This window comes from Nocardioides ginsengisoli, assembly GCF_039537225.1.
Classification (GTDB): Bacteria; Actinomycetota; Actinomycetes; order Propionibacteriales; family Nocardioidaceae; genus Nocardioides; species Nocardioides ginsengisoli.
This window is the reverse complement of record NZ_BAABAC010000007.1, coordinates 14,177-27,678: the sequence shown is the minus strand read 5'-3', so window position 1 is coordinate 27,678 and position 13,502 is coordinate 14,177. Positions and strand designations below refer to the sequence as shown.

Below are 13,502 nucleotides of genomic sequence, written 5' to 3'. Positions count from 1 at the left end.
TGAGGTTGTCTGCAAACGAAGGGAATGGGCGAGGATGGGTGACCATGCACTGGCCGCCGAGTCGGCACCGACGACTCCGGGCGACGCGGGCGATCGGCCGGACGAGCTGCCGAGCCCCGTCCGACTGCGGCATCCGTGGCGGTGGGTCGCCGTCGTCGCCCTGGCCTACGTCGCGGCGCGCGTCGTGCTCGCCTTCGCGGGCAACGACAACATGCACTGGGACGTCGTCGGCCACTACCTCTTCGCGCCGGCCGTGCTGCGCGGGCTGTGGCTGACGGTCGAGCTGACCGCGGCCGCGATGGGCCTGGCGATCGCGGTCGGCATCACGATCGCGCTGATGCGGCTCTCGCCCAACCCGGTGCTGTCGACCTTCGCGGCGGGCTACGTGTGGTTCGTGCGCGCGACGCCGGTCGTCGTCCAGCTGCTGTTCTGGTTCTTCCTGGCCGCGGTGTTCCCGACGATCAGCGTCGACATCCCGTTCGGGCCGACGCTGTTCGAGCTCGACACGAACACCCTGATCGGGCAGTTCGTCGCGGGCATGCTCGGCCTCGGCATCAGCGAGAGCGCGTACGTCGCCGAGATCGTGCGCGCCGGCATCACATCGGTCGACCGCGGTCAGACCGAGGCGTCGCAGAGCCTGGGCATGTCACGGATGCGCATGATGCGCTGGGTGATCCTGCCGCAGGCGATGCGCGTGATCATCCCGCCGGTGGGCAATGCGGTCATCAACATGACCAAGATGACCGCGGTGGTGCTGATCATCGGCCTGCCGGACCTGATGACGTCGGTGCAGCTGATCTACTCGCGCAACTTCTTCCAGATCCCGCTGCTGACGGTCGCGTGCTGCTGGTACGTGCTGCTGGTCTCGGTGCTGACCCTGCTGCAGCTGCGGCTCGAGCGGCGCTTCGGGCGCGGTGTCCTCGGCGCCCCGGTGAGCCGGCGGGTCAGGCGTCGCTGACCGAGCGGACCTCGGTCTCGAGCCCGACCATCAGCGACAGCATCTTGATGAAGAGGGCGTGGTACTCCGGCGGCAGCGTCGAGAGCACCGCCTCGCGGACGTCGGCCGTGCGCTCGATGACCGCGCGGATCAGCTCGGCGCCCTCGTCGGTGATGGTGAGCGCCTTGGCGCGGCCGTCGTCGGCGGCGCGGCTCTCGATGAGCAGGCCGCGGCGCACCATCCGGGGGACCATCTCCGAGGTCGTGCCGCGGTCCATGCCGCCGAGCTGGACGACATCGGTGAGGCTGGCGCCCGGGTTGTGCAGCACGACGTAGAGGAGCGTGGCCTGCCGTGGCGTGATGTCGAGACCTTCCATGGTCTCGGCGAAGATCGCCTCGGCCCGCTGGTGAGCGCGGCGCAGCAGGTGGTTGACGTTGGTGTAGAGGTCGAACTCGCGTGTGCTCTGGGCTTCTCGTTTCACTCTCACGTCCAGGTCGAGGTCGGGTCGAGATGGGCTCGGCTCGGGCCGGGCCGGGTGGTGGGGGAAGAGTACGCGAGGGCTCACTGTGATGTGGGTCACCTTTACACGGGGAGCCTGTTGTCAAGCGCTTGCGCCCAGCTAGCGCGCTACCTACTCTCGGTATCCGCAACGCCCAGTTGCACCTAGTTCGCACCAGCGTCGGTGCGGGAAACGAGGTCGGGATGCTCGCCTACGAACGAATCGGCTCCGGAGAGCCGCTGGTCCTGGTGCACGGGATCGGTCACCGTCGGCAGGCGTGGTACCCGGTCGTCGACCGGCTGGCCGAGGACCGCGAGGTCATCCTGCTCGACCTGCCCGGCCACGGGGAGTCGCCCGCGCTGGTGCCCGACGGGCGGCCGGTGCGCGACATCCTGCGCGACATCCTCGAGGACTTCTTCCTCGACCTCGGCCTCGACCGCCCCCACATCGCCGGCAACTCGCTCGGCGGCCGGATCGCGCTCGAGGCCGCCGCCGACGACCTGGTGAGCAGCGCGACCACCCTGGCGCCGGCCGGCTTCTGGCGCAACCAGCTCGACTTCGCCTACATCCGCGCGGTCTTCACGCTGCTCACCGGTGCCGCCACGATCGCGCAGCCGGTCGCGCCCGCGATCCTCAAGACCGGCCCCGGGCGCGCCGCCGCCTTCGGGCTGCTGATGACCAAGGGCAACCGACTCGATCCCGAGGCCGCGCTCGGCGACCTGCGCGGGCTGGTCCACGCCCGTCCTGCACTCGAGACGATCATCGACGGCGGCTTCCCGTTCGACCGCCCGATCGCCGCCGACATCCCGGTCACCGTCGCCTGGGGCACCCGCGACCTGGTGCTCCTGCCCTACCAGGCCAAGCGCGCCCGGCGGGCGCTGCCGAACGCCGAGCACATCACGCTGCCCGGTTGCGGGCACGTCCCGATGATCGACGACGTCGAGCGGGTCTGCGAGGTCCTGCTGCAGGGCTCCGCGCACCCGCGGCTCGGCCGGACCCCGTCGTACGACGTGGCCTGACCGAGCCGTCAGGCGCGGGGATCGGCCGACCGGCATGACGGCGGGCAGGCGCCAGCCGGTGCCGTCCAGGATCCCCGGGACGGCCTCCGTCCGCGTGCCGTAGATCCGCCAGATCAGCCGGAAGTCGCCAGCCGGGACGGGCAGCCAGTTCTGCGCCTGCGCCGGGTCGGTGGGTCGGCTCGCCTGGACGTAGAGGTCGAGCGAGCCGTCGGCGTTGCGGTGCAGGTCGGTGCGGTCGTTGATCGCGTAGCGGTCGATCTCGTTGGCGACGACGAAGCCGTCGCCGTCGTGCACCGTCAGCGACCAGAAGCCGGTGGCGGAGGTCGGCGGGAGCTGGCCGGCGGGGATGTGCACGACGTACCTCTTGGCGCCGGTCAGCGGCTGGCCGGTGCGGTCGAGCAGGGCGAGCGGGTAGATCGCCTGCTCGGGGCGCAGCGCGCCGAGGCCGACCTGGGTGACCACGGCACGGAGCCCGTAGTCGGTGCCGTAGGTGCCGGTCGGCGTGACCAGGTGGCCGTTGTACTTGGCGAAGACCTGGCCGTACACGGCCTGGACGTCGCGCAGCACCGCCGCGCGACCGCCGGCGACGGCGTCCCGCATGCCGGCGAGGGTGTCGGGCTGCGCCGGCGTCGGGGGAGTCCAGTTCTTCCGAGGGAACCGGCTGAGCGGGACGACGCTCAGGCCGTCCTGGATCCGGTGCACGGCGGCCTGGTCCTTCAGGTCGCCGTTGTCGGCGTAGGTGCGCTCGATGATCCAGAGCCGGTCGTACGGCGAGACGACCCGCGTGACGTGCTTGGGCAGCGGCACATCCGCGTCGTGGGGGCCGACCACCGCGTAGTCGCCGGGCTCGGTGCCCTCGACCGACCCGCGGCGCGACCACCGAGCGGTCGTCGGGCGTGGTGAAGCTGCGCATCGGGTTGAACCGGTTGACCGGCCCGAAGCCGCGGTCGTTGGGGACGTCGATGCTGGTCTGGCTGCGGAAGGTCGCGTCGGTGGTGAGCAGCGGCAGGCCGTAGCGGTAGGCCTCCAGGCCCAGCTGGTAGCCGTGGTCGTAGGCGGCCTGGTCGGTGGGCGCGGCCGCGGGGGCCGGCGCGGCCGGGCCGGTGGCGACGGAGGCGACGACGGCGGCGAGCAGGCCGGGGAGGGCGAGGGCGCGAGGGCGTGGACAACCCCATGGTGTTCCTTTCGGGCGCGGGGTAGGGCGGCCTCCACCCTCGCCCGGCCGCCGCGCGGCCGTCTTGACCCGAGGCGACCGGTTCTTGACCTAGTGCGACATGCGGGTGCTGCGCCGCACTTCGCGCGGCGGCGCCCCGAACCAGCGCCGGCAGGCCCGGGTGAGCGCGCTCTGCTCGCTCAGGCCCAGGACGCCGGCGAGCTGGCTGAGCGGCATGTCGGTCTCGCGAAGGCAGCGCTCCGCCTCGTCGCGCCGGACCTGGTCGACCAGCGCGGCGAAGGACGTCCCCTGCGCGGCGAGCTGGCGCTGCAGAGTGCGGCGGTGGAGGGACAGCTGGCGCGCGACCAGGTCGAGGTCGAGGCCGCCCGTCGGCAGCATGTGCCGGACCAGGTCGGCGACCGCGTCGGCCGTCGCCCGCGAGCTCGGTACGGCGATCGTGCCGAGGTACTGCTCGACGAGCGCGTGCACGTCGCCGTCGCTCGCCAGCGGGCGGCGCAGCAGCTCCGCCGGGAAGTGGAAGCCATGCAGTGCGGCGCCGAACTCGACCGGACAGCCGAAGGAGTCGTCGTACGCCTCGCGGGGGCCGAGCGGCCGGTGCCGCACCTGCAACGACGTCGGGCGGAAGTCGGGGCCGGCGAGCAGCTGGAAGACCCGGAGCGCGACCCCGAGGGCGAGCTCGGCGGCCTGCGCGTGCGGCGGCGGGTGCCGTACGACGAGCCGCCACTCCAGCGACGCGAGCCGGCCGCCGTCGGCCGGCGGGTTCACCTCGATCGCGATCGCCGGGCTGTAGACGGCGAGGTACTGCTGGATCGACTGCAATGCGGCGCCGACCGTCGCCGCCGTCCGGGCCGCGACGCCGACCGGGCCGAGGATCTCCAGGCCCTGGCGCATCGCGAGCCGTCGTCCGAAGTCGGGGGCGGCGGTCGCGACCGCCGCGGCCTCGAGGACGGCGACCACGCTGCGATAGCTGACGAAGCTGTCGTGGTCGCCCACCGCGGCGGGCGGGAGCTGGGCCAGCGCGAGCAGCGCGCCCGCGTCGCCGCCGAGCTCGGCGACCAGCCCGGGGAAGCCCTGGAGCGCGGTGCCGCGGATGAGGGACATGTCGCTCAGGGTCAAGAAGAAGTCGTCTGGCGTCAAGACCCAAGGATCGGTCCGCTGCGAGCGTGGGGCCATGACCCGATTCGACATCACCCGCACCAACGCCGCCGTCGAGCGGCTCCTCGAGACCACCGACAGCCCGCGCCACCACTGGCTGCTCCAGGCCTACAACCGGCACCGCTACCTGGAGATGGCCGGACGCTGGAAGGAGATCTTCGCCCCGGAGATGACCGTCGAGCACCCCATCTACCACTTCAACGTCTTCGGCATCAACACCGTCCTCGACGGCGCCGAGGCCGTCCAGGCGGTGTACGACGAGTGGTCGCGCACGGCGCAGTGCGTCTTCTACGCCGCCGACGAGCAGCTCGCCGTCGGCGACCACATGATCGTCTCGACCGCCACCATCTACCAGCAGACGCCGGGCGCGCTGCTCGTCGCGGCCGGGGCCCCGGTCGACCCCGACGCCCACTACCTGGTCGCCAACGTCGAGCACATGATCTGGCCCTACGACGACGAGGGCCGCCTGATCGGCGAGGACGTCTGGGAGATCGACGAGTCGCGGCGGCAGATCATCCCGCTCGACCCGTCCGAGGTGCTCACCGTCGAGCAGTCGAGCGCGCTGCTCGCCCCGCTCATCAAGGAGCTCCCGCCGCGCCCCTGGTGAGTAGGTTGTCCGCGTGAGCGATCTCCAGCAGACCACCGCCGACGTGCGCGCCATCATCCCGATCCTCGACGCGATGCAGGTCGAGGTCGTCGAGCTGGAGCGCACGTCGGTCGCCGCGCGGATCCCGGCCGGCCCCAACGTCAACCACTTCGGTACGGCGTACGCCGGCTCGCTGTTCACCGTCGCCGAGGTCCTCGGCGGCCTGCTACCCCGTACCTCGCTCGCCGCGGAGGGCGGGGTGCCGCTCATCAAGAGCATGACGATCGACTTCCTGCGCCCGGCGACGACCGACGTGGTCTCCCGCGCGACGATCACCGAGGACGAGATCACCCGGGTCCTCGCCGAGTACGCCGAGCGCGGGAAGTCCGACTTCGAGCTGGTCGCCGAGGTCACCGACGAGGCCGGGACGGTCGTCGCGCGCACCCGTGGTCTGTACCAGCTGCGCCGCTTCTGACCCGCCGTCGCGGGCCTTCGTCCCGATTCGACTCAGGACCCTGGTCCCGGTGCCGATGAATGGGACAGCCGCATGGATCCGACCCGTGCGGAGGCGATAGCCTGAGGGGGCAGTGACCGGGCGCTGTCGGAGAGGATGCCGTGCAGATGGATGAGCTGCCTCCCGAGGCGCGAGCCCTGCTCGACGCCGTCGTCGCGATCGGGTCCGACCTCGATCTGCGCGGGGTGCTGACCCGCATCGTCGAGGCCTGCTGCCAGATCACCGACGCCGAGTTCGGCGTCCTCGCCATCGTCGACGACGACGGCACCTTCATCGACCTCGTCCCCAACCGCGTCGTCGGGGAGCGCTTCCAGGGGATCGGCCGGATGCCCGAGGGGCACGGCCTGCTCGGGCTGGTGCCGAGCGAGCAGCGCACGATCCGCGTCGACCACGTGGCGGCGCACCCGGTCTCGACCGGTGGCTTCCCCGACGCGCACCCGCCCATCGACAGCTTCCTCGGCGCGCCGGTGCTGGTGCGCGGCGAGACCTTCGGCCACCTCTACCTCGGCAACAAGCGCGGCGACGAGACGTTCAGCGCGCGCGACCAGGCGCTGGTCGAGGCCCTCGCCGGCGCGGCCGGCGCGATGATCGACAACGCCCGCACCTTCGAGCAGGTCGAGTGGCGCCGGCGCTGGATCGCCGGCACCGCCGAGGTCGGCGGCGACCTGTCCGGCACGGTGCGCGTCCAGGAGGCGCTCGACGAGCTCGTCGTGTCGCTGCGCGAGCTGTGCAACGCCCGCTTCGTGGCCTACGTCCGCATCGACGGCGACCAGCTGGAGATCCGCCAGATCGAGGGCGACGGCGCCGCCGCGGGCCGGGTCGTGGAGCGGATGGCCGACACCCTCCAGCACGTGGCGTCCTCGCGCGTCCCCGAGCGGCTCGTGGAGAAGCACGCCCGCGCCTCGCTCGTCGTACCGGTCACCACGCGGCTCGCCGGCTCGGGCGTGCTGCTCGTCGAGAAGGCCCAGGAGACGCCGTCCCTGCGGGGCGTGATGCTCGACCTGGTGGCCGTGACGGCGACCCAGCTCGGCCTGATCCTCGACCGCGACCAGGCGCTGCGCGACCGCGCGCGGCTGCTCGTCGCCAAGGACCGCGACCGGATCGCGCGCGACCTCCACGATCTCGTCATCCAGCGGCTCTTCGCCACCGGCATGCAGCTCCAGGGCGCGCGCAGCCTCGACGTCGACGTGCTCCGCGAGCGGGTCGACGGCGCCGTCGCCGAGCTCGACGTCGCGATCAAGGAGCTGCGGGCCGCCATCTTCGAGCTCGGCACCGGCTCCGGGCGGCCGCTGCTCGACGATGTGCGCGGCCTGCTCACCGAGTACGCCGTCGTCCTCGGCTTCCAGCCGCTGCTGCGGGTCCACGGCCCGGTCGACCGGGCGCTCGTGCCCGAGGCCGGCACCCACGTGCTCACCACCCTGCGCGAGGCGCTGTCGAATGTCGCCCGGCACGCGTCGGCGCGCTCGGTCTCGGTCGAGCTGACCGCGTCGTCGGCCTGGTTCCGGCTGCGGGTCAGCGACGACGGCGTCGGCTTCGACCCCGCGACCGTGTGCCCGGGCAGCGGCTCCGGCAACCTGCGCAGCCGGGCCGAGGGCCTCGGCGGCCACCTCGACCTGGCGTCGGCGCCCGGTCAGGGCACGACGCTCGAGTGGGTCATTCCGGCCGTGGGCTGAACAGGTCGAGGCCGTCGACGAGCTCGCCGTCCTCGGGCTCGGCGAAGAGCAGCGGCGCCGTCTCCGGCTCCGCTGCGGGCATCGGCTCGGGCATCGGCCCCGCGAGGATCGGCCACACGGCCCGGACGAGCATGCTCACCGCGGTCGCGCCGACCATCACGAGCAGCAGCCGGGTGAGCGCCTCGTCCATCGGCAGCGTCCCGTCGGCGGCCCGGAAGACCGCCGGCGACGCGACGATCGCGGCGACCAGGAAGACACGCAGGTCGAACATCAGACCCCCACTCCGAGAGACGAGCCGAGCACGGGCCGGGCGCCGGTGGCGCCGACGACGGCGACCGAGGTGACCTGGCGGGCCGCGCCCAGCTCGGCGTACGAGAAGACGGGCAGGCGCTCGACGGCCGGAGCCACGAGACGTCGTACGGCGGCGCGGAGCGCGGGCGCGCAGACCAGGACCGGCCGCACGTCGGCGTTCTCCGCCGCCTGGGCGGCCTGAGCGAGGCCGAGCAGCACGTGCTGGGCGACGTCGGGATCGAGCACGATGACGGCGCCGTGGTCGGTGGGCCGCAGCCCCTCGAGCATCTGCTGCTCCAGCAGCGGCTCGAAGCTGATCGCGTGCAGCGTCCCGTCGCTGACGTACGGCGCCGCGAGCGCCGGCTCGAGCGCCCCACGGGCCGCCTCGACGAGCCCGTCGTGGTCCTTGGACATCGTCGCGCGCTCCGAGAGCGCCTCGAAGATGCGCACCAGGTCACGGATCGGGACCCGCTCCTCCAGCAGCGCACGCAGCACCCGCTGCACCTCGCCCAGCGGCAGCAGCGCCGGCGTGAGCTCCTCGATGACGACCGGGTGGCTGCGCTTGACGACGTCGGTGAGCAGCCGCACGTCCTCGCGGCCGAGCAGCCGGCTGGCGTGCTGGTGCACGACCTCGGCCAGGTGGGTGGTGACGACCGACGCGCGGTCGACGACGGTCGCGCCGCCGATCTCGGCCTGGTGGCGCAGCTCGGCGGGGATCCACTTCGCCTCGAGCCCGAACACCGGCTCCTGGGTGGGCGTGCCCGGCAGCGAGCTGAGGAAGTCGCCGATCGCCAGGACCGTGCCGCGCGGCGCCTCGCCGCGGGCGACCTCGGCGCCGTACAGCGTGATCGCGTAGGTGTGCGGCGGCAGCTCGAGGTTGTCGCGGGTGCGCACCGGCGGGATGACGATGCCCAGCTCGCCGGCGACCTTGCGGCGCAGCGCCTTGACCCGGTCGAGCAGGTCGCCGCCGGTGCGGGTGTCGACCAGGTCGATGAGGTCGGCGGACAGCTCGAGCCCGAGCGGGTCGACCCGGATCTCGGTGACCAGCGCCTCGGGGGAGTCGGGCACCGCGGCGAGCTCGGCGGCGCCACCGGGGGCGTCGGCCGCGGTCGCCGTACCGGTGGACTCGTCGATGCGGCTCGCCGCCAGCAGCATCAGGCCGCCCGCCGCGAGGAAGGGCAGCTTGGGCAGGCCCGGGATCACGCAGAGCGCGAGCGCGCCGAAGCCCGCCACACGCAGCGGCATCCGGCGCTGGAACATCTGGCCGACGATGTCGGAGCCCATGTCGGAGTCGGCGACCGAGCGGGTCACGATGAGGCCGGTCGCGACCGACAGCAGCAGCGCCGGGATCTGCGAGACCAGGCCGTCGCCGATCGACAGCAGCGAGTAGGTGTTGATCGCGTCGCCGAACGGCATGCCGTACTGCGCGACGCCGATCGCGAAGCCGCCGAGCAGGTTGACGAGCGTGATCACGATGGCCGCGATCGCGTCGCCCTTGACGAACTTGGATGCGCCGTCCATCGCGCCGTGGAAGTCGGCCTCGGCATGCACCTCGGCGCGGCGCCGGCGCGCCTCCTCCTCGTCGATGAGACCGGAGTTGAGGTCGGCGTCGATCGCCATCTGCTTGCCGGGCATCGCGTCGAGCGTGAACCGCGCGCCCACCTCGGCGACGCGGCCGGCGCCGTTGGTGATGACGACGAACTGGATGACCAGCAGGATCGCGAACACGATCAGCCCGACGATGAGCGAGCCGCCGACCACGAAGTGGCCGAAGGTGTCGATCACCTTGCCGGCGTAGCCGTCGAGCAGCACCAGCCGGGTCGCGCTGACGTTGAGCGCCAGCCGGAACAGCGTCATCACCAGGATCACCGACGGGAAGGCGGCGAACTCCAGCGGCTTGTGGATGAACATCGCGACCATCAGCACCAGCAGCGCGCCGGTGATGTTGAGCGCGATCATCAGGTCGAGCACCATCGCGGGGAGCGGCACGACCAGCATGACCACGATGAGCACGATGCCCAGCGGCACGCCGAGCTTGGTCAGCGACTTCACGGGCATGCGGTGGCACAGCCTCTCGACGAGTGAGTGCCGTCCCTGGCCCGGTGTGGCGCCGTCCTGGCGTCGGGAGGTTCATCGGCAGGCTGGGGGTGGGGATGAGGGGTTGGGAGGGGGTGGGAATCCCCGCTTAAGAGGGGATTCCGACGCGCTTCCTGACGGTTACTGGCGCTTCCTGACGGTTGCAACGGTCAGGAAGTGCCAGTTTCCCCGCTTAAGCGGGGATTCCTGCATCCCCGTCCCGCCGGCGCCGCCGCGCCCGCGCCACCACCTCCGGCAGCTCGTCGGTACGACGCGGCGTGCGGTGCTCGCCGCCGTACTGGCCGGCGTGGCGGCGGCTGAGCACGAACGCCAGCACCTGCGCGACGGCGGCCCACAGCTCGCGTGGGATCTCCTGGCCGACCTGGCAGTGCCGGTAGATCGCACGCGCCAGCGGGACGTCCTGCACCAGGGGGACGCGCTCCTCGGCGGCGCGCTCGCGGATCCGGGCGGCGATCGCGCCGGCGCCGCGGGCGACCACGCGGGGGGCGCCCTGCTCGGGGTCGTAGCGGAGGGCGACGGCGACGTGGGTCGGGTTGACCAGGAGGACGTCGGCGGTGCCGACGTCGGCGATCATCCGGTTGCGGGCGGCGGCGAGCTGGCGGGAGCGGATCGCGCCCTTGAGCATCGGGTCACCCTCGGCCTGCTTGTGCTCCTGCTTGATCTCGCTGTGGCTCATCCGCAGCTGCTTGCCGATCCGGCGGCGCATCATCGCGTAGTCGGCGGCCGCCATCACCAGGCCGGCGATCGCGACGGTCATGATCAGCCGCGAGATCTCCGCCGTCACCTGGTGCAGGACGACGCCGATCGGCAGCAGCCCGCCGACGAGCGGCATCATCGCCTTGACCGCGCCCCAGGCGAGGAAGCCGACGACGCTGCTCTTCAGCAGCACCTTCACGCCCTCCCACGCGGCGTGGGGGCCGAACATCCGCTTCGCGCCCTTGATCGGGTTGAGCTTCTTCGCGTCCGGCTTCGCGAGCTTGGGGGAGAGGTAGAAGCCGCCCTGCGCGAGCGCGGAGACGACGCCGATCACCAGCACCATCGAGCCGAGCACCAGCAGGGAGAGGAAGACGTGGTGGGCGGCGTCGCCGAGCATCCGCAGCGCCAGCGATACCGACGGGTCGCTGGCCGCGCGCAGGTGCGCGGCCATCATGGTGCGGATCGCGTCGAGCTCGTGGTTGAGCAGCGGGCCCATCGCGAGGGACGCGATGAGCAGGCCCAGCCAGCCGCCGAGCTCCGGCGTCCGCGGGACCTGGCCGTCCTTGCGGGCCTGCTTCTTCCGCTTGGGTGTGGGCTTCTCGGTCTTCTCCTCGGACACCGGGTCACCCCGCCCCGGCCATCGAGGCCATCGCCTCGTTCGCCAGCCGCACCAGCCGGTCCAGCGCCTGCGGCAGCATCGGGAACGACAGCCCCAGCAGCAGCAGGGTGAGCCCGACCTTCGCCGGGAACATCACGCTCAGCGCGTTGAGCTGCGGCGCCACCTTGGTCAGCAGGGCCAGCGCGAGGTCGGCGACGAAGAGGACGGCGATCATCGGCAGCGCCATCTGCACGGCCACCGTGAAGAACATCGAGAACGCCGTCACCAGGACGCCGTCCCAGTTCGAGATGTCCGGCATGCCGGTGAGGGGGAGGTACTTGAACGTGCTGAGCAGGCCGCCGACCACCAGCAGGTGCCCGCCGGAGACCACGAGCAGCGCGGTCGCGAGGATCTGGTGGAAGCGGCCGAAGACAGTGTTCTGGTTCATCGCCAGCGGGTCCCACGCCGACGCGAGCGCGAAGCCGCCGAAGAGGTCGATCAGCGAGCCTGCCGCGCCGACCGCTGAGAAGAGCAGCATCGTCACATAGCCCATGGCCAGGCCGATCAGGGCCTGGGCGGACGTCGCGAGCACCAGCTCGGGCGTCGTACTGGGCAGGTCCTGGGTCGCGAGCGTCGGCGCCATGGTCAGCGACAGCCCCAGCGCCAGCACGACCTTGGCCATCGCCGGGATGCCCCGCGACGCGAACGGCGGTACGACGGCCAGCCAGGCCACCACGCGCACGGACGCCAGCAGCAGCGCACTGAGCGCGGCGCCGTCGACGGACAGGATCACGGTGGTTCCTCGGGAGCTAGGTGAGCAGGCCCGGGAGGATGTCGAACAGCTCGCGGGTGAAGGCCATCAGCGTGTGCAGCATCCAGTTGCCGCAGAAGAGCAGCGCCAGCCCGACGCCGACCAGCTTGGGCACGAACGCCAGGGTGAACTCCTGGATCTGCGTCATCGACTGGAAGAGCGAGATCGCGAAGCCGATCACCAGCGCGGTGACCAGGATCGGCGCCGACAGCTTGAGCGCCACCAGCATGGTCTTGAGCGCGATCTCGATGATCGTGGTGTCGGTCATCGCTAGCCTCCGCCCGAGTACGACGCGACGAGCGACTTGATGACCAAGGCCCAGCCATCGACCATCACGAACAGCAGCAGCTTGAACGGCAACGACACCATCACCGGCGGCATCATCATCATGCCGAGACTCATCAACGCCCCGCTCACGACGATGTCGATCACCAGGAACGGGATGAAGATGATGAACCCGATGATGAACGCGTCCTTGAGCTCCGAGAGCACGAACGCGGGGATCAGGGTCGCGGTCGACACGTCCTCGCGGCTCTTCGGCAGCTTGCGGTCGGCGACGCTGGTGAGCAGCTTGAGCTCGTCGTCGCCGGTGTTGTCGAGCATGAAGTCGCGCAGCGGCGCCATGCCGTCGTGGAAGGCGACCTTCGTGGTCTTGTCGCCGTTGAGATAGGGCTGCACGCCGGCGTCGTTGATCTGCGACAGCACCGGAGCCATGATGAACAGGCTCAGGAACAGGGCGAGCCCGGCGAGCACCTGGTTGTTCGGCGTCTGCTGCAGGCCCAGCGCGTTGCGGGTCAGGCCCAGCACCACCAGGATCTTCGTGAAGCTGGTGCAGGTCAGCATGATCGCCGGCAGCAGGCTGAGCAGCGTCAGCGCCAGGAAGACGAGCAGGCTGTGGCTCGGCTTGTCGGTCATCCCCGACAGGTCGATCCGGACGCTGCCGCCCTTGCCCGGACCGCCGGGGCCGTTCGGGCCGACCGGGTCGAGAGCGAGGGCCAGCTGCGCGAGGCGAAGCGTCACGAGGCCCGCCGGCGCGGGGGTACGGCGTCCGCCTGGCCGGTCACGGCCGCCAGCGTCTGCTTCCACGTCTGCGGGGAGAGCACCGACCCGGCCAGCGGCCCGCGGTGCACGCCAGGTGCGTCGACCGGGGCGATCTCGCCGTCGACGGCGTCGAGATCGAGACCGATCTCGTCGGGCTCCACCTCGGCGAGCAGGGTCACCTGCTGCTCCGTCGTACCGAGGACGAGGACGCGGGTGCCGACCGACACCACGGCGACGCCCTGGCCGCGGCCCAGCGCCTGCCGGTGCACGACCTGGATCGCCGCACCGGTGGGGGCCTTGAACCGGCGGTTGACCGTGCGGGCGATGAGCAGCAGCAGCCCCACGACCAGCGCCAGCGACCCGGCCAGGCGCAGCGCCAGCTCGCCGAGACTCGCTCCTCCGCCCGACATC

The 13,502-nt window shown here is 71.8% G+C and carries 14 protein-coding genes and 1 pseudogene; 5 read left to right on the top strand and 10 right to left on the bottom strand.

Features of this window, described 5'->3' with window-relative positions; translation table 11 throughout:
• The first annotated feature begins 34 nt into the window (after window positions 1–34).
• The gene (locus tag AB4880_RS05215) at window positions 35–958 is read left to right on the top strand and encodes an amino acid ABC transporter permease (protein WP_367918150.1); all 924 of its coding nucleotides are present in this window, start codon (window positions 35–37) and stop codon (window positions 956–958) included.
• Here the strand turns inward: AB4880_RS05215 and AB4880_RS05210 are convergent.
• Complete coding sequence (locus AB4880_RS05210) at window positions 945–1,418, bottom strand: MarR family winged helix-turn-helix transcriptional regulator (protein ID WP_367918149.1); 474 nt, start codon at window positions 1,416–1,418, stop codon at window positions 945–947. The two genes, AB4880_RS05215 and AB4880_RS05210, sit on opposite strands and share 14 nt — an antisense overlap.
• Window positions 1,419–1,639: 221 nt before the next feature.
• On the opposite strand from AB4880_RS05210, the gene AB4880_RS05205 reads away from it, so the two are divergent.
• Window positions 1,640–2,455 carry an alpha/beta fold hydrolase gene (locus AB4880_RS05205; RefSeq protein WP_367918148.1) on the top strand — a complete coding sequence of 272 codons (816 nt, stop codon included), beginning with the start codon at window positions 1,640–1,642 and terminating at the stop codon, window positions 2,453–2,455.
• Between the two features lie 150 nt (window positions 2,456–2,605).
• Here the strand turns inward: AB4880_RS05205 and AB4880_RS05200 are convergent.
• Window positions 2,606–3,262 (bottom strand): annotated as a pseudogene (locus AB4880_RS05200) (DUF1214 domain-containing protein); the annotation flags it as partial.
• Between the two features lie 457 nt (window positions 3,263–3,719).
• Complete coding sequence (locus AB4880_RS05195; protein ID WP_367918147.1) at window positions 3,720–4,730, bottom strand: AraC family transcriptional regulator; 1,011 nt, start codon at window positions 4,728–4,730, stop codon at window positions 3,720–3,722.
• A gap of 70 nt (window positions 4,731–4,800) precedes the next feature.
• Here AB4880_RS05195 and AB4880_RS05190 point away from each other — a divergent pair, with 70 nt between their 5' ends.
• The 3 genes from AB4880_RS05190 to AB4880_RS05180 all read left to right on the top strand — a co-directional run bounded on the left by AB4880_RS05190 (window position 4,801) and on the right by AB4880_RS05180 (window position 7,557).
• Window positions 4,801–5,391 (top strand): hypothetical protein, encoded by a 591-nt coding sequence (locus AB4880_RS05190; RefSeq protein WP_367918146.1) that lies wholly within the window; start codon window positions 4,801–4,803, stop codon window positions 5,389–5,391.
• A 13-nt stretch (window positions 5,392–5,404) separates the two neighbouring features.
• Window positions 5,405–5,845, top strand: a complete 441-nt coding sequence (locus AB4880_RS05185) for a YiiD C-terminal domain-containing protein (protein WP_367918145.1) — start codon at window positions 5,405–5,407, stop codon at window positions 5,843–5,845.
• 146 nt (window positions 5,846–5,991) lie between these two features.
• A complete protein-coding gene (locus AB4880_RS05180) occupies window positions 5,992–7,557 on the top strand; it encodes a GAF domain-containing sensor histidine kinase (protein WP_367918144.1) in 1,566 nt (521 codons plus the stop codon).
• Here the strand turns inward: AB4880_RS05180 and AB4880_RS05175 are convergent.
• The 7 genes from AB4880_RS05175 to AB4880_RS05145 all read right to left on the bottom strand — a co-directional run bounded on the left by AB4880_RS05175 (window position 7,538) and on the right by AB4880_RS05145 (window position 13,501).
• Window positions 7,538–7,828: a hypothetical protein gene (locus tag AB4880_RS05175; protein WP_367918143.1), complete on the bottom strand. Its 291-nt coding sequence runs from the start codon at window positions 7,826–7,828 to the stop codon at window positions 7,538–7,540. The two genes, AB4880_RS05180 and AB4880_RS05175, sit on opposite strands and share 20 nt — an antisense overlap.
• A complete protein-coding gene (flhA, locus tag AB4880_RS05170) occupies window positions 7,828–9,906 on the bottom strand; it encodes a flagellar biosynthesis protein FlhA (RefSeq protein WP_367918142.1) in 2,079 nt (692 codons plus the stop codon). Before flhA ends, AB4880_RS05175 begins: the two co-directional genes overlap by 1 nt.
• Window positions 9,907–10,117: 211 nt before the next feature.
• The gene (locus tag AB4880_RS05165) at window positions 10,118–11,260 is read right to left on the bottom strand and encodes an EscU/YscU/HrcU family type III secretion system export apparatus switch protein (protein WP_367918141.1); all 1,143 of its coding nucleotides are present in this window, start codon (window positions 11,258–11,260) and stop codon (window positions 10,118–10,120) included.
• 4 nt (window positions 11,261–11,264) lie between these two features.
• Window positions 11,265–12,032, bottom strand: coding sequence for a flagellar biosynthetic protein FliR (locus tag AB4880_RS05160; protein WP_367918140.1), 768 nt, complete (start codon window positions 12,030–12,032; stop codon window positions 11,265–11,267).
• 16 nt (window positions 12,033–12,048) lie between these two features.
• The gene (gene fliQ, locus AB4880_RS05155; RefSeq protein WP_367918139.1) at window positions 12,049–12,318 is read right to left on the bottom strand and encodes a flagellar biosynthesis protein FliQ; all 270 of its coding nucleotides are present in this window, start codon (window positions 12,316–12,318) and stop codon (window positions 12,049–12,051) included.
• 2 nt (window positions 12,319–12,320) lie between these two features.
• The gene (fliP, locus tag AB4880_RS05150) at window positions 12,321–13,070 is read right to left on the bottom strand and encodes a flagellar type III secretion system pore protein FliP (RefSeq protein WP_367918138.1); all 750 of its coding nucleotides are present in this window, start codon (window positions 13,068–13,070) and stop codon (window positions 12,321–12,323) included.
• Entirely contained in the window at window positions 13,067–13,501 is a 435-nt protein-coding gene (locus AB4880_RS05145; protein ID WP_367918137.1) for a flagellar biosynthetic protein FliO, read from the bottom strand. Before AB4880_RS05145 ends, fliP begins: the two co-directional genes overlap by 4 nt.
• Window position 13,502 lies beyond the last annotated feature (1 nt).

Coding starts and splice junctions, on each gene's coding strand:
- AB4880_RS05180 (WP_367918144.1), top strand. CDS start 5,992: ATGGATGAGCTGCCTCCCGAGGCGCGAGCCCTGCTCGACGCCGTCGTC.
- AB4880_RS05145 (WP_367918137.1), bottom strand. CDS start 13,501: ATGTCGGGCGGAGGAGCGAGTCTCGGCGAGCTGGCGCTGCGCCTGGCC.
- AB4880_RS05215 (WP_367918150.1), top strand. CDS start 35: ATGGGTGACCATGCACTGGCCGCCGAGTCGGCACCGACGACTCCGGGC.
- AB4880_RS05205 (WP_367918148.1), top strand. CDS start 1,640: ATGCTCGCCTACGAACGAATCGGCTCCGGAGAGCCGCTGGTCCTGGTG.
- AB4880_RS05190 (WP_367918146.1), top strand. CDS start 4,801: ATGACCCGATTCGACATCACCCGCACCAACGCCGCCGTCGAGCGGCTC.
- flhA (WP_367918142.1), bottom strand. CDS start 9,906: ATGCCCGTGAAGTCGCTGACCAAGCTCGGCGTGCCGCTGGGCATCGTG.
- AB4880_RS05175 (WP_367918143.1), bottom strand. CDS start 7,828: ATGTTCGACCTGCGTGTCTTCCTGGTCGCCGCGATCGTCGCGTCGCCG.
- AB4880_RS05195 (WP_367918147.1), bottom strand. CDS start 4,730: ATGTCCCTCATCCGCGGCACCGCGCTCCAGGGCTTCCCCGGGCTGGTC.
- fliQ (WP_367918139.1), bottom strand. CDS start 12,318: ATGACCGACACCACGATCATCGAGATCGCGCTCAAGACCATGCTGGTG.